General features: G+C 41.2%; 18 protein-coding genes and 1 pseudogene. 14 read left to right on the top strand and 5 right to left on the bottom strand.

Annotated elements, in window-relative coordinates:
* The first annotated feature begins 495 nt into the window (after positions 1-495).
* Positions 496-960, top strand: coding sequence for a pentapeptide repeat-containing protein (locus AC5JM2_RS21330; RefSeq protein WP_495836836.1), 465 nt, complete (start codon positions 496-498; stop codon positions 958-960).
* A gap of 313 nt (positions 961-1,273) precedes the next feature.
* Here AC5JM2_RS21330 and AC5JM2_RS21325 read toward each other — a convergent pair whose 3' ends face one another.
* Together AC5JM2_RS21325 and AC5JM2_RS21320 are read right to left on the bottom strand one after the other, a co-directional pair.
* Positions 1,274-2,173 carry a proline iminopeptidase-family hydrolase gene (locus AC5JM2_RS21325; RefSeq protein WP_495836835.1) on the bottom strand — a complete coding sequence of 300 codons (900 nt, stop codon included), beginning with the start codon at positions 2,171-2,173 and terminating at the stop codon, positions 1,274-1,276.
* A gap of 316 nt (positions 2,174-2,489) precedes the next feature.
* Positions 2,490-2,684: a hypothetical protein gene (locus tag AC5JM2_RS21320; protein WP_210611866.1), complete on the bottom strand. Its 195-nt coding sequence runs from the start codon at positions 2,682-2,684 to the stop codon at positions 2,490-2,492.
* Between the two features lie 767 nt (positions 2,685-3,451).
* On the opposite strand from AC5JM2_RS21320, the gene AC5JM2_RS21315 reads away from it, so the two are divergent.
* Positions 3,452-3,901 carry a CAAD domain-containing protein gene (locus tag AC5JM2_RS21315; RefSeq protein ID WP_495836834.1) on the top strand — a complete coding sequence of 150 codons (450 nt, stop codon included), beginning with the start codon at positions 3,452-3,454 and terminating at the stop codon, positions 3,899-3,901.
* A gap of 120 nt (positions 3,902-4,021) precedes the next feature.
* Here AC5JM2_RS21315 and AC5JM2_RS21310 read toward each other — a convergent pair whose 3' ends face one another.
* The 3 genes from AC5JM2_RS21310 to cpcD/petH form a co-directional block, all read right to left on the bottom strand.
* Positions 4,022-5,047 (bottom strand): S-layer homology domain-containing protein, encoded by a 1,026-nt coding sequence (locus tag AC5JM2_RS21310; protein ID WP_495836833.1) that lies wholly within the window; start codon positions 5,045-5,047, stop codon positions 4,022-4,024.
* Between the two features lie 99 nt (positions 5,048-5,146).
* Positions 5,147-6,433, bottom strand: a complete 1,287-nt coding sequence (locus AC5JM2_RS21305) for a homoserine dehydrogenase (protein ID WP_495836832.1) — start codon at positions 6,431-6,433, stop codon at positions 5,147-5,149.
* A gap of 155 nt (positions 6,434-6,588) precedes the next feature.
* A complete protein-coding gene (gene cpcD/petH / locus AC5JM2_RS21300) occupies positions 6,589-7,878 on the bottom strand; it encodes a bifunctional rod-capping linker CpcD/ferredoxin--NADP reductase PetH (protein WP_495836831.1) in 1,290 nt (429 codons plus the stop codon).
* Positions 7,879-8,432: 554 nt separating this feature from the next.
* Between cpcD/petH and AC5JM2_RS21295 the strand changes: the two genes are divergently transcribed.
* The 12 genes and pseudogenes from AC5JM2_RS21295 (at position 8,433) to AC5JM2_RS21240 (ending at position 25,089) form a co-directional block, all read left to right on the top strand.
* Complete coding sequence (locus AC5JM2_RS21295; protein WP_495836830.1) at positions 8,433-9,434, top strand: phosphoribulokinase; 1,002 nt, start codon at positions 8,433-8,435, stop codon at positions 9,432-9,434.
* Between the two features lie 297 nt (positions 9,435-9,731).
* A complete protein-coding gene (metK, locus tag AC5JM2_RS21290; RefSeq protein ID WP_495836929.1) occupies positions 9,732-10,994 on the top strand; it encodes a methionine adenosyltransferase in 1,263 nt (420 codons plus the stop codon).
* Between the two features lie 649 nt (positions 10,995-11,643).
* Positions 11,644-13,365 carry a sensor histidine kinase gene (locus AC5JM2_RS21285; RefSeq protein ID WP_495836829.1) on the top strand — a complete coding sequence of 574 codons (1,722 nt, stop codon included), beginning with the start codon at positions 11,644-11,646 and terminating at the stop codon, positions 13,363-13,365.
* Between the two features lie 251 nt (positions 13,366-13,616).
* Entirely contained in the window at positions 13,617-15,308 is a 1,692-nt protein-coding gene (locus tag AC5JM2_RS21280; RefSeq protein ID WP_495836828.1) for a protein kinase domain-containing protein, read from the top strand.
* Between the two features lie 83 nt (positions 15,309-15,391).
* Positions 15,392-16,330, top strand: coding sequence for a hypothetical protein (locus tag AC5JM2_RS21275; RefSeq protein WP_495836827.1), 939 nt, complete (start codon positions 15,392-15,394; stop codon positions 16,328-16,330).
* Positions 16,331-16,632: 302 nt separating this feature from the next.
* Positions 16,633-16,923: a hypothetical protein gene (locus tag AC5JM2_RS21270; protein WP_495836826.1), complete on the top strand. Its 291-nt coding sequence runs from the start codon at positions 16,633-16,635 to the stop codon at positions 16,921-16,923.
* A 166-nt stretch (positions 16,924-17,089) separates the two neighbouring features.
* Positions 17,090-19,930 carry a CHAT domain-containing protein gene (locus AC5JM2_RS21265; RefSeq protein ID WP_495836825.1) on the top strand — a complete coding sequence of 947 codons (2,841 nt, stop codon included), beginning with the start codon at positions 17,090-17,092 and terminating at the stop codon, positions 19,928-19,930.
* A gap of 882 nt (positions 19,931-20,812) precedes the next feature.
* Positions 20,813-23,158 carry a DNA helicase PcrA gene (gene pcrA, locus AC5JM2_RS21260; protein ID WP_495836824.1) on the top strand — a complete coding sequence of 782 codons (2,346 nt, stop codon included), beginning with the start codon at positions 20,813-20,815 and terminating at the stop codon, positions 23,156-23,158.
* Between the two features lie 140 nt (positions 23,159-23,298).
* Positions 23,299-23,448 (top strand): annotated as a pseudogene (locus tag AC5JM2_RS21255) (cytosolic protein); the annotation flags it as partial.
* 334 nt (positions 23,449-23,782) lie between these two features.
* Positions 23,783-24,172 carry a hypothetical protein gene (locus AC5JM2_RS21250; protein ID WP_495836823.1) on the top strand — a complete coding sequence of 130 codons (390 nt, stop codon included), beginning with the start codon at positions 23,783-23,785 and terminating at the stop codon, positions 24,170-24,172.
* The gene (locus AC5JM2_RS21245) at positions 24,153-24,524 is read left to right on the top strand and encodes a hypothetical protein (protein WP_495836822.1); all 372 of its coding nucleotides are present in this window, start codon (positions 24,153-24,155) and stop codon (positions 24,522-24,524) included. Before AC5JM2_RS21250 ends, AC5JM2_RS21245 begins: the two co-directional genes overlap by 20 nt.
* Complete coding sequence (locus AC5JM2_RS21240; RefSeq protein WP_495836821.1) at positions 24,505-25,089, top strand: YdcF family protein; 585 nt, start codon at positions 24,505-24,507, stop codon at positions 25,087-25,089. Before AC5JM2_RS21245 ends, AC5JM2_RS21240 begins: the two co-directional genes overlap by 20 nt.
* Positions 25,090-25,111: the final 22 nt, after the last annotated feature.

The following is a 25,111-nucleotide window of genomic DNA, read 5'->3' as shown; positions in this document are numbered from 1 at the left end:
TTTCTTTTCTTTGCAAGTACCTCTAGAGTCATAACACTAGACTTCGTGGCAGTTGTAGGGAATGCTTAACAGAACCTCGTAAAATGTCACTTTTGCAAGAGGTCTACTTTTCTAAGCAACCTTTTCGGCAATTTACGTCTTATAGCAGATATCGGTTAATGCCCAATGGCAGAATTTCCGACTCAAACCAGGTGTTATTATTTTATTAAGTGAAGGTAGAACAGTGAGTCCAGTGCTTGATGAGGGTTTCCCGACAGAGGCATCTGGTAAGGCAGCGCTCCAGGAGGGTCTCCCTCCGTAGGCGACTGCGAACCCGAAGGGTGAAGATAAAATAGAGTGCATCGATTACCAATCATTTACAGTTATAAAAACTTGTCTATCATCACAAAAAAAAGCTGACGTGTATCACAGCTAGGTTATATTACCGAGATATAGGGGATAATATAACTGTGAGGAGAAAACGGAAGCAACTTGTATCAGAAAGGGGAAAATATTATGAAAGCCAAACTTATAGCACTTCTAACCTTAGTGACTCCCCTAGTCTTGGCTAGTTCAGTGAATGCAGCGAATCCGCAGCATGTTAAGAAGCTACTTGCTACTGGGGAATGTGCGAAGTGTGATCTATCGAAAGCAAACCTCAGCGGTGCACATTTAATCGGTGCTGACTTGAGAGATGCTAATCTTCAAGGGGCAAATTTAACAAAGGCGAATCTTGAAGGTGCTGATCTTACAGGTGCTAATTTAGCCGGCGCTAACATGACGTCATCTTTAGCGACGAATGTTGATTTCAAGAAAGCAAATCTTAATAAAGTGAATTTCACTCGTGCTACGATTCACGATTCTAATGTGTATGGGGCATCGATGAATGACCTCAATATTACTAATGCCGAAATATCTAACACAGGTATAGGTGTCGGTGGTGAAGACCTGAATGGTGGAACAATTCCTGATTGGAAATAAAGCTTACGATAGTATTGATTCTGGGAACAAGAGAATAGGGATTGGTAAACTCCTTGCACACAAATTCTCTGTTTGTTTCGTTGGTTTTGCGGATTAAGTCTACTCCGTTAAATTAGGACAGTCTGAGAAAGAGGTTATATGGGGCGATAATTGATCGTCCCTGTGGAAAGCTGACATCTTGCACTGTTGTCATTTAGACTTTGGTACTGGGGACGGGAGTTTGGACTCATTTCGAGATCTAAACGCTAAGCTGTTTACTGTTTACGTAGAAAGAGTCTTGGACAAATAGTATTATTTATTTTTGTCCAGCTACTTATTGCGGAAGCCGGGGACAGCCGCGATTGTGTTCTACTCGACTCATAAATTCGTCTAACACTTGCAGAAATTTTTCTGTTTCTTCCAAGTGAGGCATATGTGAACTGTTTTCAAATAGTACCCACTCTGAATTAGAAATACCTTGCTTTAATTTTTCTACACAAGCTGGGGTTACTTCATCATACCTACCAGAAAGCAGCAGTGTCGGTACAAAAATTTCACTCAAGCGGTTTTCAACATTCCAGTCGATAATTTTGCCAGCACCTCGAAACTCTGTACCAACTTTGCTGTAGGCTTTAGTCAAACAACTAGGCCAAGGGTTTAAACGACACAGAAAAGAATGGTTAAAGACTTCCATCGCCTGTTTATATTGTGGGTCTTGTGTTGTACCTGCGATTTCATGTTTAGAAATAATCTCTTTGATATCTGCTGGTAGATCATTCATCAAGCTATAAGCTTCACTCACAAATTGCTGAATGTTGGCAGGTGTATTAGCCAAAATTAGACTTGCTAAACCAGTTGCTTGAGAAAGGGTATGTTCCAGTGCCAAACAACCACCCCATGATTGTCCAAAAAGATGAATTTGCTCTAAGTTTAAAGTGCTGCGGATGGCTATGAGTTCATCTTTAAATAAATCAATGGAATATAAATTTGTGTCAGTAGGGCGATCGCTATTTCCACATCCTAGTTGATCGTAGAATATAACTTGCCTTCCCGTGTGAGCCAGTGCTTCTAATGGTTCCAAATAATCGTGGGGTACTCCTGGACCTCCATGAAGACACAACAGAGGTAGTTTGCCTTCTGCTTCTTGAGTCGGTTTAACGATACGATACCACACTTGATGATCACGAAACGAGATAAAGCCTTCAACGGCAGAAGTTGATAAGTGTTTCTTCATACACTGAGGAGCTTATTACCAATAGTATTTACAATAACTTGATTTGTATATCTAGAACTTATTTTAAGTAGTGAAAAACTTTTATGCTTAGCCATATTGAAATCCGGATTTTACTATAAACTGCTGGAGTTTAGACTAAAGCAGGCGATTGTCCAAAGGGCGGACACAATCTATGCGTATCGCAAGGGAAAGCAGACGCAAGTGGGCGTATCGCTATGGTGAACTGAATAATAAAGGTATTCAATCCACCATTGTTTCGTTGAGTTACTAATTAAAGTCGATGTAGTTAAGCCTTGGCTCGTCGGAGTAGTTAACTTTATTCCTTATCAACTTTTTCGAGATCATCAGGTGTACCACTGGCAGAAATTTTTGATGTGCCAGATTTACCTGCACCGGAGTTGCCGCCAGACGCACCAGCACCGCCAGAGTGTTTAGAATCCGTGTTTCCTTGTTCTTCTTGGAGCTGTTCAAGGCGGTTTTTTTCTTGAGCTTTATCTTTTTGGTCAGCCATATCTTAGGTTTATATTTTTCGTGCTTTGTTTAGCCCTTAACTCTACCATTTTCTCTATCTTATATCTTGCACCTAACGGGATAAGCACAGTTCGGGTTTTATATTGTATAAAAACATACTGTTAATTTAGAAATGATTCGTCTAAACTGGGGTGGGTACGGCTTAGCCTATGAGAAAATTTACACTTCCGTAAAGCTACGACACGCCCGATGTCACTCTGAGCTAAACCGCTTCCGGAGGTAAAGATGTTTATCAAATCGTTGTAGTACCCTAAGAAAGACGCAACTTTCGAGAATTTTTCCCAAACTCCAAATGTAAGATAGTAATAATGTCAATAAGTATAAATATTGGTGAAATGTCCTCCTCAAAGATAAGAGCTTAAGATAGGCTAAATATAGGGTAAAATCGGCATTTAGACTTGTCTAAATATAAAATGGGCTAATTTTTGCATGATTTGTATTTAGACGAGTACCATGATTAGCAACTTACATAGGGTGGGATAACGATACATTTGAGAGTGTAGTCCATTAAAAAATCGACTTAGAATGCTACCTCTAAGTCATACTAATTAGGTAATAGCTACTGCCCTGTTAGTGCTTTTCTACCTTGTAGTTGATGAAGTGGTCATAGAAGCGCAATTATGGTTATAGGTAACTAGAACGAGCGTTGTACCTCAAAGTCAGTTGTGCTAACGTACCAGTGCATTGTCTAGTCAACAACCTTTTGGTTGTAACTGTCCGGATAAAAGTAACTCAAGTCTGAAAATTATGGAAGCCCAAATGCAAGAACCGGAAATTGTGGAAACTAAGTCTCCAGAAGCAACGATGGCAAATATCAACAATCAAACAGGAAGCATAACGAAACTCCAGCCAACCGTGCAGTCTCAAGATCAATGGCTAAAATACGGAGAACAAGTTTCTGGCTTTTTAGCGACACTGCCTGAATATCTAGGAAGCTTCTTTAATAGATATAAACAGCCCCTAGTTAGCATTGGTTTGATTGTGGCAGCAATTGTCGCGGTCAAGATAGTTTTGGCGATATTGGATGCCTTGAACGACATTCCTTTGGTATCACCAACCTTTGAATTAATTGGTATTGGTTACTCTACATGGTTTATTTACCGCTATCTACTTAAAGCCTCAACTCGGCAAGAGTTAACTGATGAGATTACAACTCTCAAATCACAAGTTGTTGGCAAGGAAATTTCAGAAAGCTAAGTAGCTGCAAAGGAAACTACATAACGTTGTCTGAAGTTGACAAACCAAAGCCTGCGTAAGCAGGCTTTGGTTTATGAGTAGTTGATTAATTTTGGTTGAGCATTTGCATTGCAAACCTTCTCAAGGTGTTTTCACAATGCTTTGAGATTCAATGGGTTGCAATCTTCCCGTTCGCACCAAAGCTTGATGAACCATAGCAGCAACCTCAGCACGGGTTGCTTCTTGATTTGGAGCTAAAACTTGTGGATCTGGGTTATTTACCACAAGACGATTTTCTGTAGCCGCTGCTATCTGATCAATGGCGTATTTAGGAACATCTTTGGCATCTTTATAGATACTTAAAGCTTTTTCAGGGGAAGAAGGTATTTTGAGATCCAACCCACTGACAAGAGCAACTAAAACTTGTACTCGCGGAATTTTTTGGTCTGGTTTGAAACTTTGGTCTGGATATCCTTTTAAAAATCCAGTCGCAATGGATCGGTTAATTGCTGGAATTGCCCAGAATTTTGGTGGTATATCTTTGAAACTTATTGAATTTCCAGCATCTGCTTTGTTAAAGGCTTGTTGCAAAATAGCAGCAAATTCAGCACGGTTTACAGGCTGGTTAGGTCTAAAAGAGTAATCAGGAAAGCCTTTGATCATTCCACGAGAAGAGAGAATATCAATGAAACGCCGTCCCCAAAACTCAGCAGGTACATCTGTAAAAGCAAGTGGTGGGGGAATTGTGGGTAATTTTTCACTCCTAGGGATGACACGAGATTGTTCTGTAGTCTTGGTAGGAGGAGAGGATGATGGCTCTTCTGGTAGTGACCACGCTTCGTTTGGAGGTGGATTCAAAACTTGAGGGAACAGATCGTCCAAAAAGGTGTGTTTATCAGTTGGAGATGGAGTGACTGTTGGTTTGACACCAGGAAGAATAAATGGAATTGCTGGTTGTTCAGGGATTGCTGGAATGATTGGAGAAGCTGGAGAAGTCAGCGAGGGAGATATCAACCCAGTGAAATTCCAATTAGAATTCTTACGGGAGAATGTCCAAAATAAAATAATCCCGATAGTCACAAAAGCAACAAGAATACCAATAAATTCATCAAAACCAAGGGTATTGTTTGGAGATGACTCCGGATCTGGAGGGCGCATATTTGTCATCTTTTAAAGACTAAACGACAAGGTGCATGATTAAGGTTATTAGGTAATAGGTTACAGTTTTCAGGTTACAGATTCGTTAAAACTCTTATAACCATAATCTTAGAGTACTCGCAGCAAGCTAGGAATACTTTCTAGTTCTGCAAAAGTACGAATTTCTGCTAACGCTTGCCGAAAATCACCTTCTCGAACATCGTGAGTGACAACAACAATTTCTGCAAGTTCTCCCTGAAAACCTGTTTGGACAATTGATTCCAAACTCACTCCGTGATTGCCAAAGCAAGTTCCCAATTTGCCAATCACTCCCGGTTGGTCTTTGGTGAGAAAACGAGTATAAAATCGGGTGATCAGTTCTGCCATTGGCACAATTTGGCAGTAGTCTTGATGTCCGCAGGTCAGTAGCGGATTTGGTACTGATGTACCTGTTTGGAGTGCTGCTACTAGGTTCAAAATATCCGATGACACAGCACTCGCAGTTGGTCCTGCACCGGCACCAGGACCAAAAAACATCACCTGTCCAATGGGTTCACCTTCAACAAGAATGGCGTTATTCACGCCGTTGATGCTGGCTAGGGGGTGTGCTTTCGGGACTAAAGTCGGCTGAACTGTGATTGAGATGGCACCAGAGGAGGAAATTCGTTTGCCAATAGCAAGCAATTTGATCACAAATCCTAATTTCTCGGCATAGGCAATATCTGTTTTGCTGACTTGCCGAATTCCCTCACAGTAAACCTCTTCCAGCCTAATGCGTCCACCAAAGGCTAATGATGCGAGGATGGCGATTTTATCTGCGGCGTCTAAGCCATCGACATCAGCAGTTGGGTCAGCTTCAGCATAACCTAATTGCTGGGCATCAGCTAACACATCACTGAAGTTGCTGCCTTCGGTTTGCATCTGCGAGAGGATGTAGTTAGTCGTACCATTAATAATGCCAGTGATGGTGTGAATTCGGTTGACACTTAAAGATTGCTTTAAAGGTTGAATCACTGGAATACCACCACCGACGGCGGCTTCCAGCATAACGTAGACCCCAGCTTGATTAGCCGCACTAAAGATTTCATCACCAAAACGGGAAATTACGGCTTTGTTAGCAGTCACCACGTGCTTGCCATTTTGAATAGCTTTGAGGATCAGCGATCGCGCTGGTTCTAATCCCCCCATTACCTCAACAACAATATCTACCTCTGGGTCGATGACAATAGATTCTAAGTCTGTTGTTAATACCGTTTGTGGTAGTGTGACTGTGCGGGGTTTGTCGAGCGATCGTACTCCCACACGATAAATTTCTACGAACTCCAACAACGGGTGACGAAAACCGCTATTTTGTAACAATTGCACCGTACCCGTCCCTACAGTGCCTAATCCCAATATTCCCAGCTTTACAGCCACAAGCTTTACACCAATCTTAGATTTTAGATTATTTTGTCAAATATAAATAACAATTGTAGGGTGAGCAATGCCCACCCTACTAATTACTTTTCTTATTTAGTTTATAGTCTTTTGTCAAAAGCCTAATAACTCATGACTCATGACTCGTGACTAAATTAGTATGTTTCTACGTGCCAGCGACCAGCTTTTTTGAGGTCTTTTTGGTAACTACTCCAAGTCACACCATCTTTTTCAGCAGCAGCAGTCAGCGCTGCATCAATACCATCTTCCATACCGCGCAAACCACAAATGTATGTGTGGGTTTTCTCATCTTTTATCAAATTCCAAAGTTCATCTGCATGTTCTGCGACGCGGTCTTGGATATACATTCTGCCACCTTCGGGGTTTTTTTGTTCCCGGCTGATGGCATAAGTGAGGCGGAAATTATCAGGATACTTTTGTTGTAATTCTTCCAGTTCTTCCTTGTAGAGGATGTTAGGAGTTGTAGGTACACCAAATATCAACCACGCAAATCCCTTGAACTCGTATTCTGGGTTAGCTGCTTTTTCTTCGTCCTTGAACATGCGCCACAGGTAGGCACGGAATGGGGCGATACCGGTTCCTGTTCCCATCATAATAATTTTGGCTTCGGGATCGCTGGGTAACAACATTTCCTTACCCACAGGACCTGTGATTTTCACATCCTCTCCTGGTTTGACGAAACACAGGTGTGTAGAGCAAACACCATGGACTGTTTCGCCGCTTTCTGGGTGCTTGTACTCCAACTGGCGGACGCACAGAGAGACTGTTTTATCATCGATATCATCGCCATGACGAGTTGAGGCGATCGAATACAGTCTGATTTTTTCTGGCTTACCGTTCTTATCCACTCCAGGTGGGATAATACCGATACTTTGCCCTTCTATATAGCGCAGATCACCACCAGAAATGTCGAACTTAACGTGCTGAACAATACCAATTCCGCCTTCTGCTACTAACGCATCATTGGATATGCACTTACCAATAAATGGAGCGTTTGGACGGTAAATGTTGACAGGAACGTCAGCATGTGATTCTTTTTTGGATTTTGCTTGAGTCATGGTGTTGCCTTTTTTGTCCTTTTTTTTGGGCTGTTCCTCAGCGACAGGTGTGGCTTTACCATTTGCTTGACTGCTTGCAGTCTCGGTTTCACTGTTAGCTTTTGCTGTAGAGGTATTTCCATTGAGATGCTCTAAAGCATTCAAAGGCTGGATGCTAACAATTTTGCCACCTAGGCGAATGATCCGCCGTGTCTCCTGATTCATGCGGTTGTAAGGCACTCTGATGAATACACTGCCACTATTACGAATCGGGTAGTTTGTTTGATCAGTTTCTTCGCTCTGACGCAAACCCACCACTTCATATAAATAAACACGGCTACCTGATTCTGTGTTGGCAGCACCTTCAACAGCACCTTTAATATACATTCGTTTTACCACTCCGATGTCTACTTAACCTTTAATTAAAAATCCTTCCCAGCACAATGCGCCAGCTTTAGTTTACATGATTTTCTGTTGACAAAACTGGCGCTTTTCGGAAGGCCGGGATCATTAGCCAATGCCTTGTCAGGCACACTCACCAAAGACACGCACCGAATGGCAAACACACACACCTGTTCACCTTCTAAGGTAAAGGATAAGTCTTTTGGAGAATGTTAATCATGAATCAATTTAATCTTTTTTTTGGAAGCACCACCTCCCATAGAGGGAGATAACTTCTTGAAAGGAAATACTAGCAAGCCTTGTATGCAGTACTTCCTTCTGTTACAATCCAATATAACACTAGGATTAAATACTTACCAGCAACAGATTCAGACTACTCAGATAGGTATCTACTAACACAGTATTGTATACCTATCTTGTCTGTTCTGGCACAGCTGGGGGCGAAAACGCATTCTGAAGCCATTGGGGTAAACTCCTGGCTAGAAAAAACTGTCAGAAAAATAATTGATTGACTCATCTTTAGTATCAAGAGGAGATTTATGACTAAGCCGGAACGCGTAGTATTAATTGGGGTAGCCGGAGACTCCGGATGCGGTAAGTCTACTTTTTTGCGTCGCCTGATAGATTTATTCGGTGAAGACTTCATGACGGTCATTTGCTTAGATGACTATCACTTATTAGACCGTAAGCAGCGTAAAGAAACAGGAATAACTGCACTTGACCCAAGAGCAAACAATTTTGACCTAATGTATGAGCAAATAAAAGCGCTCAAAGAAGGTCAAGCAATTGATAAGCCGATTTACAACCATGAGACTGGGGCGATCGATCCACCAGAAAGAATAGAGCCAAATCACATTATCGTTGTTGAAGGGTTACATCCCTTATATGATGAGCGGGTGCGCGAACTCATTGACTTTAGTGTTTATTTTGACATCAGCGATGAAGTCAAAATTGCCTGGAAAATCCAGCGAGACATGGCAGAACGTGGTCACCGCTATGAAGATGTCTTAGCTCAAATCAATTCCCGTAAACCTGATTTTACAAAGTACATTGAACCCCAAAGAGAATTTGCTGATGTGGTTCTCCAAGTATTGCCCACAAACTTAATCAAAGACGACAAAGAGCGCAAAGTTCTGCGGGTACGTATGCTCCAGCAGGAAGGGAAAGAAGGCTTTGCCCCAGTCTACCTCTTTGATGAAGGATCATCAATTCAGTGGACTCCCTGCGGACGTAAACTGACCTGTTCTTATCCTGGTATGCAACTGTACTATGGTTCGGATGTCTACTACGGTCGTTATGTCTCTGTGTTAGAGGTAGATGGTCAATTCGACAACCTAGAAGAAGTCATTTACATCGAAACCCATTTGAGCAACACATCTACAAACTACAAAGGTGAGATGACTCACTTGTTACTGCAACACCGCGAGTACCCAGGTTCCAACAATGGTACTGGTTTATTCCAAGTGCTGACAGGTTTAAAAATGCGTGCTGCTTACGAGCGGTTAACATCTAAGCAAGCAAAACTGGCTGCTAAAGTTTAGTTAAAGTAGATGTTTTTGTGTCTTGTGGTGTTGGGGGTGCTCACGGGTGTCCCCCCATTCTTTTATGATTTGCTTAGTATTATTGCGTTCCCTGTTTGTTCTTCAGAAAACAACGATAACCAAGTAGAGTAACTTTTATTTATCTTTAAAATAATCAGTCTTAGGTCATATTTTAGATAAAGTAACATAACTTACGAACTTTGATTGTAAAAATCTTGTTATGATTGCAGATTAAAGTGGCTGAACTAAACGCCTGCGTTTAGTCAATCAGAAAAATGTTCTATGGAGGAACTACACTTGTCTCATCGTTATCTATTTACCTCTGAGTCAGTGACTGAGGGGCATCCAGATAAAATCTGCGATCAGATTTCTGATACCATTCTAGACACCTTACTCTCACAAGACCCCAGTAGTCGTGTGGCTGCTGAAGTTGTCGTTAACACTGGGTTGGTACTTATCACTGGCGAAATTACGACTAAAGCGAATGTGAATTATGTGAATCTAGCTCGCAAAAAAATTGCTGAGATAGGTTATACCAACGCGGAAAACGGGTTTTGTAACAACAGTTGCTCAGTGATTGTCGCATTGGATGAACAATCACCTGATATTGCTCAAGGTGTAAACACTGCTCAAGAAAGCCGTGAGAAGAATAGTGAAGAACTATTCGACTCTGTTGGTGCAGGTGACCAAGGTCTCATGTTTGGCTTCGCTTGTAACGAAACACCAGAACTGATGCCCTTACCCATTAGCCTTGCTCACCGCATTGCTCGCCGACTGGCTGCAGTCCGTAAAACAGGTGATTTGCCATACCTGCGTCCTGATGGTAAAACGCAAGTCACTATTGCATATGAAGACGGACGCCCTGTAGGAATTGATACCATTCTGGTTTCCACCCAGCATACAGCTACCATTGGTGACATCACCGATGAAGCAGGAGTGCAAGCCAAGATTAAAGAAGATCTGTGGTCAGCAGTGGTTGAACCTGTATTTGGAGACATTGATGTTAAGCCAGATGAGCAAACTCGCTTTTTGGTTAACCCCACAGGCAAGTTTGTCGTCGGTGGTCCTCAGGGAGATTCTGGTCTAACTGGACGTAAAATCATTGTTGATACCTACGGTGGTTACTCGCGACATGGTGGTGGAGCTTTTTCTGGAAAAGACCCCACCAAGGTAGACCGTTCTGCAGCTTACGCTTCTCGGTATGTGGCAAAAAATATTGTCGCTGCTGGCTTGGCAGATAAATGTGAAGTCCAACTCAGTTACGCCATTGGTGTAGCGCGACCAGTCAGCGTGATGTTGGATACCTTTGGCACGGGTAAAATTGATGATCAAATTTTGCTCGAATTGATCAAAACGCATTTTGAACTACGTCCAGCAGGCATTATTCATGCCTTCAATTTACGCAACCTGCCCAAAGAACGAGGCGGACGTTTTTATCAGGACGTCGCGGCTTACGGTCATCTTGGGCGGAACGATTTAGACTTACCTTGGGAGCGCACCGACAAAGCAGAATTGTTGCAGCAAGCTGCTAACAATTTCCTGTCGGCAGCGATTGTATAAATACAATCAGGAGTTGGAGGCGAAATTAGTTTAGCTTCTAGCCCTCTTTGTTTGCCCAGCCCCCGTTAGGGGGCTATTTTATGAACAATTTCTAAGTAGCTAGTATACGGGGCGCGTAAGTCCTGTTCCCATCTGACAACCTAATTTTGACCATAAGTTTGGGTCGAAAAAATGGAGTCTCTATTTCCGCCGTACGGTACTAGTCAGTGGTGGATGGGGCTTTGCTCCCTCTCTACCACATAGAAAAGTTTTTTATCATCAACTCTTTTGATCACAGGATATGTGATAACATTCTACCTTACCTTGAGTATAAATAAACTATACAGTTTGACTCTAAAACGTTGCTAACTGGCTAATTATGGCGATTTTTGTTTGCAGCAAATAAACTGAACTTAGAAGGATAAAAGATGTAGATGCCTTCTTGGCAACTCACTATAAGCTGAAAGAAAGCAGCTTTATAAAAACTTCATAAGTAAGGGGGAAAAACTTAGCCTTTATTTCACACTTCCATGTATATTCTTTAGTTAAAAACGCAGTAATCCTGTTAAAAAGAAGATGATAATGTAAGAAGAGTTAATAGAAAATTGAACAAAATTCTAGCTTGGAAAAAATATGGTGATTTTTGCGGGAGGGTAAGGAGATTTGAGGGATGCAAACTCAAAAGCCAACCGCTGTTGACAGCAATTTGGAAATAACACAAGTGTCAGCCCAAGAGCCTTCTACTGACGAACTCCCCACTATAGAATTTCCCTCTCGAAGGAAACTCAAAGCCAGTTCTTGGCGCATTCATCAGAAAATTGGCTATGGGTACTTTCTGGCAATTGGGATTGGTTTTCTAGGCTCGTTGACTGGGTTAGTCATATCCAATTTTTATTTGGGGATAGAAACTAAACAATTAGAGCATGCTCAGTTTCAAACGCAAGTGCTGGGTAGTTATAGGAATGCTTTAGTAAATGCACAATTGCATGGCTCTAACTTGGTAGCTGTTATAGGAGACCGACAACGCCGTTCTCGCAAAAAAAAGGAATTGTTAAGCAGTGTAGAAGAAGCTAAAAACGTTGAGCAACAAATTACAAAATTTATAGATAGCAAGCCTGGAAAACTAGCAGTACCAGAAGATACTCTACGAGCTATATTAAATGACTACTCTCGTAACCTAGACTCTTACGTTAACCAAATTAAATTAATCTTGCAGCAGTTTGACCAGCAGCCAGAACAACAGCAGATTTTTGTTGTCAGAAACGAGTTGCTGGAAATTATGAGCGGTAAAACAGCCATGCGGCTGGATGAGATACGTAAACGCTTAACCGACAACTTGCAAATTGCTCAACAGCGAGAGCAGAAATTTACAACAGATCTGACGATCGCAAAAAAAGTCGAGAGATTAATTGCTGTAATGAGTATGCTGGTGTCAGTGGCGATCGCAGCAATTGTAGCATGGCGTACTTCTCGGGCGATCGCCGAACCAGTCATTCTTGTCACTCAAGTCGCCGAACAAGTCGCGAAAAAATCTAACTTTGATTTGCGAGCTCCTATCAGTACAGAAGATGAAATTGGATCACTGGCGAAATCTCTCAATCGTTTGATTGAGGGGGTTTCTGAGCGAACTAAACAATTGCAGCAAGCAAAAGAATTAGCAGAAGGTGCTAACAAGGCAAAAGGTCAGTTTCTGGCAAATGTTAGTCACGAATTACGTACCCCGTTAAATGCCATTATTGGCTTAAGCCAACTGTTGCGCGATGATGCTGTTGATTTTGGAATGTCAGAAGAGTTTATTGATGATCTTGAATCTATCAACACTGCAGGTAGGCATTTACTGATATTAATCAACGATCTCCTCGACTTATCAAAAATTGAAGACGGGAAAATGAGTTTCTACCCAGAGACATTTGAACTCGCCCCGCTCATCAATAACGTTGTTCTCACAGTCAAGCCTTTGGTGGAGAAAAATGGCAATTTTTTAGAAGTGAATTTTGATGGGGAACTTGGCATCATGTACACGGATCAAACTAAGCTACGACAGGTTCTGTACAATCTGCTCAGCAACGCTGCCAAGTTTACCACCAACGGTAGGGTGAGATTTATAATCAACAAAGAAATACTAGACGTTCAAAGAAGTCATACTCCTGCAATGATCACGTTTACTGTTGAAGACACAGGCATTGGTATGTCCGATCATCAACAGCAGCAGCTGTTTCAACGCTTTACGCAAGGAGATGCTTCTACCACGAGAAAATATGGTGGTACTGGACTGGGATTAGCAATTAGCCGTCACTTTTGCCAGATGATGGGTGGTGAAATTTTTGTCACGAGCCAACCTGGAGTCGGCTCAATTTTCACCGTCCGCCTTCCACTGATAGCTAAAGATTAGTTTTCTGTAATAAGTCGATTTCAACTTGTAGAAGAAAATGGTTTATTCTTTGAATTAATGAGCTGTAAACTCAGTCAACCCTCCCTGCGCTAAAATTCAAAAGTCATAACGAATTTGAAATTTTTGAACCGCAGATGGACAAGCCACTGCGCCCAGGCGTGAATAAGGGCGTTATGCAGTCCTTGTTTCGGTGCTCTCGGGCCTGGAGTATGGGGATTGATAATTCAGTTTTGTGGAGCAAAGACTGAGCCATGATGATAGTCACCATGATTCGTCCAGGAATGTTACTTCAAGGACGCTACCGAGTTGTCTCTCTAATTGGTGGCGGTGGTTTTGGTAAAGTGTTTGAAGTGGATGATGGCGGTACCTCCAAAGTTTTAAAAGTTTTGAGCTTAGAGCGCTTTCATAATCCAACAATTAAACAAAAGGCGATCGCCCTATTTCAACGAGAAGCTGAATTACTACGTCGTTTAAAGCACTCTGGTATCCCGCGTATAGAGTCAGATGGGTATTTTACTTGGTCTGATGGTAATGCTGAACCATTCCACTGTCTTGTGATGGAAAAAATACCAGGTTCAAATTTGCAACAGTGGTTGCAAGCCAGAGAAAATCAACCACTCACCACAGAACAAGCTCACGAATGGTTAATTCAATTAGTAGAAATACTTAAGGTACTGCATCAGCATCAATACCTTCACCGAGATATAAAACTACCTAACATCATGCTCAGACCTGATGGGCAACTGGTGCTGATTGACTTTGGTGCTGTTAGGGAACTCACAAATTCTTATTTAGAAAAAGAACAAGGCAAACAAACTGGAACTGTACTTGTTTCTCCTGGATTTACACCTCCAGAACAAGCTGAAGGTCACGCTGTCCCACAGTCAGATTTTTTTGCTTTGGGGCGAACTTTTGTCTGTTTGCTCACAGGAAAATCTCCTCTCGATTTTCCTACAAACTCGCAAACAGGACAACTGATTTGGCGTGACCAAGCAACGAGTGTTTCGCCACAACTAGTAAACTTAATTGACCGCCTCATAGCTCCTTTTCCTGGACAGCGACCTCAAAATTGCCAGGAAATCTTAGATTATCTTCAAGGCAATCAACACGAGTTTCCACTATCTGAAGATGGATCACAAACCTTACCACCAGAAACCTTACCACCAGAAACAGGGTTTGTAGTCAGTACTTTAGGACTGAAGCGTTTAGTACAAAATACATTTTATCCTCAACAGAAATCGGATAAAAAACTCGTTGAAAAACCGAAAAAAACACAGGCTAAATTTTATAAAAAACATCGGTTAAAATTTTTCCTTGCTGGGTGTTTAGTTTTGCTTGGTGGAGGTATTAAAATCTGGACAATTACACCCGAATTAGCATTGAGTCTCAACAATTTTGGTTATACGAAATACAGTCAGAAAAGTTTTGAGGTAGCCGAAATATATTATCGATTAGCTCTATTGTTAAACCCAAAACTATCAGAAGCTGATTACAACTTAGGCTTGCTTTATGAAGATAAAAATAACTTTGAGCAAGCTCGGACTATGTATCAAAAAGCGGTGGATAAGCGTGACGATAAAGCTTACAACAATTTAGCACGTTTACAGATTTTCAATAAACAATATACAACAGCAGTGATGCTACTGCGAGAAGGACTGTCAATTGCTGACGATAATCAAGTGAAATACGCTATGTTGAAAAATTTAGGTTGGGCATATTTAGAACTTGGGCGTTATCAAGAGGCGAAAAACTCTCTTCAAAAGGCAATCAATATTAATGGCGATCGCGCTGCAGCGCATTGTCTCCTAGGTAAAGTTTTAGAAAAGCAAAATAATAGGCAAGAAGCACTTTCAGCTTGGAAAAAGTGCATATCTAGCCAATCAAAAACGATAGAAGAAAAACAGTGGGTTGATGAAGCAGCAAAAAAAATCAAGGAAATATAACAATTATGAAGTTAACGAACCGGGAAAAAAATGAGGGAAAGATTACAGTTATCTTCCACTTCTAAAAACCAAAGGACTCAATAATGAAGTTAAGTGCACTACCAAAAAACAGGATAGTAAAGAGTACAAAAACGAAAATTTTCGTTTGTTTTGTTGCTGCTTGCTTCTTGCTTTTGATACTAGTAAAACCAATTTTACCACCAGCATTTAGCACTGAAGTTAGTCAAACACCCATTGCTCAGTGCACAATCGCTCAAAGTGGTGATCCTCGCAGTCCGAGTAACCCTGATATTCCCTACATTATCAGTCCCCGCCGAACGTTGCTACTGACTGACAAGCCGAAGCTACGTTGGAATCAAGTTTTAGGTGTCAAAAGTTATGATGTCAGTTTACAAAAAGCTGGTTCGGTTCTTTGGCAAACAAAAGTGAGTACTAATCAAGTGGTGTATCCAGGAGAACCAAGACTAGAAACAGGTGTGGAATATTTACTGATTGTTAAAGCAGACAACGGTAAATTGTCAACAGATGAAAAACCAAATGCACGAGGTTTTAGCCTTCTCTCCAAAGAAGAAGCACAAGTTGTGAAAGCAAGCATGATGCAACTAAACAATCAAAAAGCTTCTGACAAAGTAAAAGGTTTACAAAGTGCTTTTTTTTATATTGGTGCTGACTTAAAATCAGAGGCTATTGAGACACTAGAAGGCTTGATAAGTAGTGGTATTAAAGAAACTTCCGTCTATCGAAAGCTTGGCTATCTCTACTGGCAAACAGGAGTTAATGTGCTAACTGAGACTAATTATTTAAATGCACACAAATTAGCACTAGCTAACAAGGATGTCTTACAGCAAGCACAGATTGCGGAAGCTTTGGGAAATTTGTATATAGCAATAGAGGACCAAAAAGCAGGTAAAAATTGGTTCAATAAAGCACGAGATAGTTACAAAACTTTAGGTAATAAGCAAAGAGTAGAAGAACTAGATGAGCAGATAAATCAACTGAAAACAAACAAACCTACTGCGTAAGTTAGAAATTAAGACACTGATTAGTAGCTCAATCTAATTAAGCGTAAAATGTAATTAGGAACGCGAGTGCGCGGCTACGCATACAAGGCAAACTGAGTGTAGACAAGGGAGGCGGCTTTCTGTTCGCGCTCTTGGCGTTTCCAAGAAAAAGATAAGCAAGTCATTGCAAAGACTCTATTTACCTTTTTCAACGTTGACTTAACTTAGCATCCGGAATGGTGTGATTTCTGTTGGTATACATATATGTCTTTAGGTGAAGTTTAATCTGTTCTATAAATCACCCAACAACAGGAGTATGACAAATGACTGACCAAACATTACACCCGAATCAAGATATTCGTAAAGCGGAAGCCAAAAAACTACTAGAACAAGCTAATCAACAGTTAGGAGAAGCTTTAAAATCTTACCAACAAGCACAAGAACTCTATCAGGACGTGGGTGAAGAGACTGTTGCTACTCTCATCTCCTATCTTATTTCTCAAAGCAAGATTCTGACTGTTAGTGGCACAGATAAGTCTGGGAATTCTAAAATCAACTTAACTGCTGCTAGTGGTATATTGGCTAATCGTTCAAAGATAAAACGTCCTAAGTAAAGGAAAACTTAATAAATCTACATTTTCATGACTGAATGCGATTTTGAGAAAGTTTTTACAGGTGCATCTCAATCTTTTGCCATAAAAAATTTAATAACTAAGTGTTGAAGTTGCTTATTTGATTAATAAGCAACTCTTTATTTTAAAATATATAAAAACTTGATTCATGCACTTATCTCTTTTAATTCGCTTTGGTACAATTGGAATTATTTTGTGCTTGTTAAAGGCTTCAGTTTACGAAGGACAACAATCACTTGTAGATTCTCGTTCTCAAATTGTGAGTGATTCTTCTAAAACACTCTTACAAACCAAAAAATCTAAAAACCTGAAGATAGAAGCAGATCGATTATCTAACCAAGCAGCTGACCAATATGATAACGATCAGTTTCAAAAAGCCTTAGAAATCTATCAAAAAGCGCTAATTATTTATCAAGAAATAGATGACAAAAAAAATATTAGTAACACATTTAATAGTCTAGGAGCAGTTTCTAGAGAGCTAGGTCAATATCCGCAATCACTAAAATTTTATCAGCAAGCATTGGCGAAAAATCGAGAAATAGGCGCTGGCAAAATTCCCAACCAAGAAGAACAGGAAACAACTGGAAGTATATTCAATAATATTGGGTTAGTTTATCAATCTATGGGGCAGTATTCTCAAGCAGTGAGATACTATCAGCAAAGCCTTTCCTTAATGGAAAAAATTGAAGATAAACTAGGAGTCGGATCTGCCCTCAATAGTCTTGGTGGAGTTTATTACGAAACAGGACAATATTCCCAAGCGCTCAAGTTTTTTCAACAAGCTTTAGTTAATGTTAAAAAAGCTAAAGACCCTGTAGAAGAAGCTAATAACCTTAATAATATTGGACTTGTTTACAGCGAACTCGGTCAATATCCTCAAGCCATCAAGTTTTATCGGGAAGCTTTAACAATTTGGAAAAAAAATGGCGATAAGTTAGGCGAAGGCACAACTCTTCATAATATTGGGTTCGCCTACAACAAGATGAATAAATATTCTCAAGCTCTAAATTACTATCAGCAAGCTTTAGCCAACTTTAGAGAGATTGGTAATCAACCAAAAATTGGCAGTACTCTTAACAATATCGGCTTTGTCTATCAACAATTGGAACAGTATTCGCAAGCACTAGAATCTCTTGAGCAAGCGTTGAGTGTTCTGCAACAAGTGGGTGATCGTGCTGTCGTTGGGCGTACTCTTGATAGTATGGGAAGCGCTTACAAAGGTATGCGTAAGTATCAGCAAGCATTAGCGTCATATCAGCAAGCATTATTATTGAGTCGAGAAATTGGTGATAGAACTGCCCAAAGAATTACCCTTGCCAACATTGGTGATTTACTAGCGCAGCAAAACAAACCACAATTGGCAATTATTTTCTACAAGCAATCTGTGAATGTGACTGAAGCTATACGCACACAATTGCGATCGCTTTCACAAGAACAACAGCAATCTTACACAGCAACCGTTGCTGATATCTATCGACGTTTAGCTGACTTACTTCTGCGACAAGATCGAGTGCTAGAAGCACAGCAAGTTTTGGATTTACTTAAAATCCAAGAACTAGACGATTATCTGCATGATGTTCGGGGTAATGAAAGAACAGCTAAAGGAGTTGAGTCGCTGTCTCCAGAACAGTCCATTAATCAAGGGTTGAAAGTTATAGCCGATAAACAAATTCAAATCAGCAGACAACTCGGCGAACTGCAAAAAATTCCACCAACTAATAGAAAACCGCAAGACAAAGAAAAAATCGTAACACTGGAGGCAAATCTTCTCACCGAATTTAACCAATTTATTGATAGCCCAGAAGTGAATGCTTGGTTAGGACAGCTTACCCCAAAAACGGCACAACAGATTATACCACTGGATAGTCTTAACAGCTTGCGCGACAACTTGCAGCGTCTTAACCAAAACGCCGTTTTGCTGTATCCGTTGGTTTTAGACAATCGTCTGGAACTCGTACTAACGACTCCAAATACACCACCAATCCATCGTAGTGTTCCTATTAAAAAAGAAGAACTCAATCGGCTCATTGTAGATTTTCGTAGTGCTTTAGAAAATCCCGAATCGAACGCCACAGTTTCCGCCAAAAAGCTGTATGAATTGTTAATTCAACCGATAGAAAAAGACTTAGCAAATGCCGATGCCAAAACAATTATTTATGCACCGGATGGAGCATTACGTTATCTTCCCCTAGCTGCTTTATATGACGGCAAACAATGGTTAGCGCAGCGCTTCCGTACTAACAATATTACTGCTTTGAGTTTAACAGATCTTGATACTCAACCTTTGCCGCAAATCAAAGTTTTGGCTGGGGCGACTACACAGCGTCACGTCGTACAATTAGAGTCTACTTCATTACCATTTAAAGCACTAGAATATGCAGGAGCAGAGGTTGAAAATCTTGCTACTATGATGCCAGGAACTAAAACACTTTTAGATAATGAATTTAATCGCCAAGCAATGATTCCTTATTTAAATGTGTATACAATTATTCATATGGCGACTCACGCCTTTTTTGTCAACGGTAAGCCGGAAGACTCTTTTATTTTAATGGGTGATGGTGGTTTAGTTACCCTACCTGATATTCAAAAGTTATCTTTGCCAAATGTAGATTTGGTTGTGTTGAGTGCTTGTGAAACAGCAGTCAGTGACAAAATAGGCAAGGGAGAAGAAATTTTAGGTTTTGGCTATCAAGTACAGCGTACAGGAGCAAGAGCTGCGATCGCATCTTTATGGTCTGTGAGTGATGGCGGTACACAAGCTTTAATGGATGCTTTTTACGCCTTCTTAAGCCAAGGGAAAATGAGTAAAGCTGAGGCTTTACGTCAAGCGCAAGTTGCAATGATTACAGGCGACTATTCAGGGATAACTCAAGATCAAGACAGAGGAATTCTTAAATCTACACGCCAGAATCTACCAGCAAAAGTCGCTAATCGTCTGAGTCATCCCTATTATTGGGCACCTTTCATTTTAATTGGTAATGGTTTGTAACTGTTCAAAAACCTCCGGGCGAGTTGAAAATGAAATAAACTTTTTACTGAAATTCCCCACCAAAAAGAAAATACCCTCACAAGCCAATTCTGCGAGGGATGATAGAGGAGTCTTAAGCATCGTTTGTGCAAAAGAGTGGTGGATAAATAAAATCATCTGCCATGCCATAAAAAACACCCGTAAAGGGTGTATGAACAAGTCGTCTCAGAATTTATTACGCTTCATTTATTGGATATGGCTCTATGCAATCATCGTATCTTCGTCCAATTAGCTTTACTCCCTCCAAAAGTCAGAGTTCAGATTAAGAATCTGCGTGCTGGGGAATACAAGTGAAATGGTGAATGAATCTTGCAAAATCCCAACAACCAACTGTTATTAGACAAACAAAGAAGGTTGAATTGAAGCGTCTGCGATTTTTGGCAAAAGAAAAAATGCTCTCTCCCAAGTAGTCATAAAAAATGACACAGGAGAGAGACAAAACATTCCTTGTTAAGACGTGCTTTCTCAATCATTTAACTGTATGAAACAATACATCTACTATCTATAGATTGATAGATGTTGTGTTAAATTTTCTTGTATCTGAGAATACAAAGTGAGTGGTAATGCTTTGTAAGTGAGATCTCCCCTGGAGGGGCGATGGCTTCGCAGATCCCTAGATGCACACAGATATAGCAGTCGCCAGGTAGATTAGGACACGAACTAATGAGAAAACACGCTCATCAAGAGACTTTCAAGTCTGTTCCCTGTTAAGCGTTCCCTGCTATAAACAATATATTGACTGAGTTTGGCTAGGATAGTGTAGCCTAAGCAATAGCTACCTTTTCTCTATAATTTAAACCTAAGCGATACCTGCTGCTCAGTCCTTCCGAACTTCTCATACCCATGACAACAACCACAGACTTCCTCAGTCACCTTAACCCCAGTCAACGTCGCGCTGTTGAACATCACTGCGGTCCCTTGCTCGTTGTTGCTGGTGCGGGTTCCGGCAAAACACGAGCGCTGACTTATCGCATTGCTAATCTTATTTTGCAACATCGTGTCGATCCAGAAAATATCCTGGCGGTAACCTTCACCAACAAAGCCGCACGGGAAATGAAAGAACGTATTCAAAAATTATTTGCCGATCGCCTAGCAATAACAGAATACAACGAGCGGTTTGATTTATTGCCAGAATACGAACAAACTAAGCTCAAGTCGAAAGTCTGGAAAAATTACATCAAAGATATGTGGTGCGGTACTTTCCACAGTCTGCTTTCTCGCGTTCTCCGCTTTGACATCGACAAATACCAAGACGAAAAAGGACGCCAATGGACGCGGAATTTTTCCATCTTTGACGAGTCCGACGCCCAAAGCCTGGTGAAAGAAATCGTCACCAAACAACTTAATCTGGACAATAAAAAGTTTGAACCTCGTTCTGTGCGCTACGCCATTAGTAACGCCAAAAACCAAGGCTTATCACCCAAAGACTTTGAGACAGAACAACCCAATTATCGCGGACGGGTGATTGCAGAAGTTTACAATCACTATCAAAGCCGACTTGCACAGAACAACGCCCTCGATTTTGATGATCTTATCCTCGTTCCTGTAAAATTGTTTCAGCAGAACGAGCAAGTCTTAGGTTATTGGCATAATAAATTTCGCCATATCCTGGTAGATGAATATCAGGATACCAACCGCACTCAATACGAACTCATCCGTCTTTTGACGACGAATAACGAAACCAAAAAGACTGATTGGGACTGGACAAATCGTTCCACTTTCGTGGTAGGTGATGCAGATCAATCGATTTACTCATTTAGAATGGCAGACTTCACCATCTTGTTGGACTTTCAACAAGATTTTGGCGATGGTTTACCAGACGACGATACCCGCACGATGGTGAAGTTGGAAGAGAATTATCGCTCTTGTGAAAATATTCTACAAGTAGCAAATCAACTGATTGAAAACAACACCCAACGTATTGATAAAATCCTCAAAGCAACAAGAGGTGCAGGTGAAGAGATTTTTTCTTACAAAGCCGATGATGAAATTGCAGAAGCAGATTTTGTGATTAATCAAATTCGTTCTTTGGCAAATCAGCATCCAGAGATAAATTGGGGAAGTTTTGCCATACTTTATCGTACCAATGCTCAGTCTCGACCGTTTGAAGAATTATTGGTGCGATTAAGAATTCCCTACACAGTTGTCGGAGGGATAAAGTTTTACGATCGCAAAGAAATTAAAGATGTCCTGGCTTACTTGCGGGCGATCGTCAACCCAGCTGATACACTCAGTTTATTGCGAGTGATTAATACTCCTCGGCGCGGAATTGGTAAAGCCACCATCGACGCACTCGTAAACGCCGCTCAAGAATTAGGCACAACTTTGTGGGAAATACTGATTGATGAAACATCAGTTAATACATTGGCAGGACGTTCTGCTAAAGCTGTTAATGGCTTTGCCCAGATGATTCGTCATTTCCAAGAACAAATAGAGACGGTTCCAATTTCTGAACTTGTGCAAGGGGTGTTGGAAAACTCTGGATATATTAAAGACTTGGAAACTCAGAGTACAGATGAAGCAGAAGACAGGTTGCAAAACGTCCAAGAATTATTCAACGCTGTGCTGCAATTTCAAGAAGAGAACGAAGATGTGAACCTGCAAGCCTTCCTCGCCAGTACCGCCCTCAGTTCTGATTTGGATAACTTAAAAGAAGGAGAAACAGCAGTTTCGCTGTTAACCTTACACGCCTCCAAGGGGCTGGAGTTTCCTGTTGTGTTCTTGGTGGGCATGGAACAAGGACTATTTCCTAACTACCGTTCAATGAACGATCCAGCATCTTTGGAAGAAGAACGTCGCCTGTGCTACGTGGGGATTACTCGCGCCCAAGAACGGCTGTATTTAACCCACGCCCGCGAACGCCGCCTTTATGGTTCACGGGAACCTGCTTTGCGATCGCAATTTCTCGACGAATTACCCGAAGAATTACTAATGACTCAACAAAAAAGGAGTGTAGCTTATACAAAAGGTACTGGTGGTAGCACAGCCCAACGTACAACCAAACGAAACCAAGACACTACTGCTAGTTGGCAAGTCGGCGAAAAAGTTCTGCACAAAGCCTTTGGTATTGGAGAGATTACTCACATTTTTGGTGCGGGAAATAAAGTTTCTTTGGCAATTAAATTTGATAGTTTGGGGCAAAAAATTATCGATCCAAGAGTTGCACAGTTGCAACGGGTGGAGTGTTGATTAAAGCTGAGGGTGTAGGGGAAAGACACAATCATTCGCCACATCCTAGTTCCTAAGAGGAACCGCGACGCTATTATTAAGCGATCGCTACAGGAAGCTGCCAAATTCAATCAACAAAACAATCCAAAATATGAAATCAGATGACCAACCCTCAAACCGAATTTGATTCACCTTGGAAAGACATTTTACAACTATATTTTGAAGAATTTATGTTGTTCTTTTTTCCTCAAGCACATGAGGAAATAGACTGGACACGAAAACCAGATTTTTTAGATAAAGAGTTACAGCAGAAACTGTGGCTAAAGTAGAACAATTGCGGCAAGTTTATCTACCAGTAAGTGAGTAGTTTGGAGGATGGCGATACGCTCAGGCGCGTCTGCGCTCTGCGCGATCGCTCAAATACGAAGTCATGCTGTGAAGCGATCTGCCTCACGCTCATGCTGAGCGCTTTGCACGTGAGGCAAGCGAAGCGATCGCTCCGATTTTCAAGAATATATAGTAGTCCTAAATCATTTGTGAAAAATTAGAAACCCGGTTTCTAACAGAAACCGGGTTTGGTGGACTCCAGCAATTTATGCGCTACGCGCAGGCTATGCCAACACAACTCATACAAAGTTAAGCTTGGTGCGGGGGCTTTACCAGCGTGGCTATACTAGAAATCAGATTCTGGAGTTGTTCCGGTTAATTGAGTGGATGATGGTTTTACCGGAAGCTTTGGAGGGTAGCTTTAAAGAAGAGTTGAGGCGAACTCAGGAGGGAAATCGGATGCCTTATATTACAGGTTTTGAGCGAGATGGAATGGTGAAAAATGCTCGTGAGTCGGTGATTGAGGTTTTAGAGACGCGGTTTGAAGTAGTACCAGCACAATTGAGCGTTAGCGCAGCGTCTCGGAACGAGAATCGCCTTGAAGAAATCAAGGATATTGCTGTACTCAAAAGGTTACTTAAACAGTCTATTACAATCGCTTCTATCCAAGAATTTGAAAGGCTGTTGGATGAGATACAAAATTTCTAAAAGTCACTTTTTTCTCCGGTTAATTGAGTGGATGATGGTTTTACCGGAAGCTTTGGAGGGTAGCTTTAAAGAAGAGTTGAGGCGAACTCAGGAGGGAAATCGGATGCCTTATATTACAGGTTTTGAGCGAGATGGAATGGTGAAAAATGCTCGTGAGTCGGTGATTGAGGTTTTAGAGACGCGGTTTGAAGTAGTACCAGCACAATTGAGCGTTAGCGCAGCGTCTCGGAACGAGAATCGCCTTGAAGAAATCAAGGATATTGCTGTACTCAAAAGGTTACTTAAACAGTCTATTACAATCGCTTCTATCCAAGAATTTGAAAGGCTGTTGGATGAGATACAAAATTTCTAAAAGTCACTTTTTTCTCCAGTTACTGGGGCTGGTTGTGATCACCAGCTTTTTTTTAACTAGTATTATTCCCGTTAGAATTGCTGTTGCACTCCATCAAGCACCTGTACCGCAAGCTATTTTTGTATTGGGGAGTGCTTCCCAGAGAATGGAGTTTGCTGGTGAGTTTTGGCAAAAGCACACTGATTTAGATATTTGGGTTTCTGATTACGCTTGGAACCTGGATATTAATCGCCGCATTTTTCAAAAGTTTGGTGTTCCGAATCAGCAGTTGCACTTGGATGGTAGAGCAACGGATACTGTGACTAATTTCACGAGTTTGGTAGAAGATTTTGTTGCTCAGAAGTTACAACATATTTATCTGATTACATCGGATTATCACATGAGGAGGGCAAGGGCGATCGCATCCATAGTTTTGGGCAGTCACGGAATTGCGGTTACACCTGTAGAGGTTCCTTCGCGAGGGGACAAGTCAGAAACCCTGGTGCGAGTGCTGCGAGATTGCGGGCGTTCTGTGGTATGGATTTTTACTCGGAGGACGGGAGCTAGTTTTAATCCGCGAATGTGAACCTATTAAAAAGCATATTAAT

The sequence above is a fragment of the Brasilonema angustatum genome, from assembly GCF_059505445.1.
This window is presented reverse-complemented; position numbering and strand designations above follow the sequence as displayed.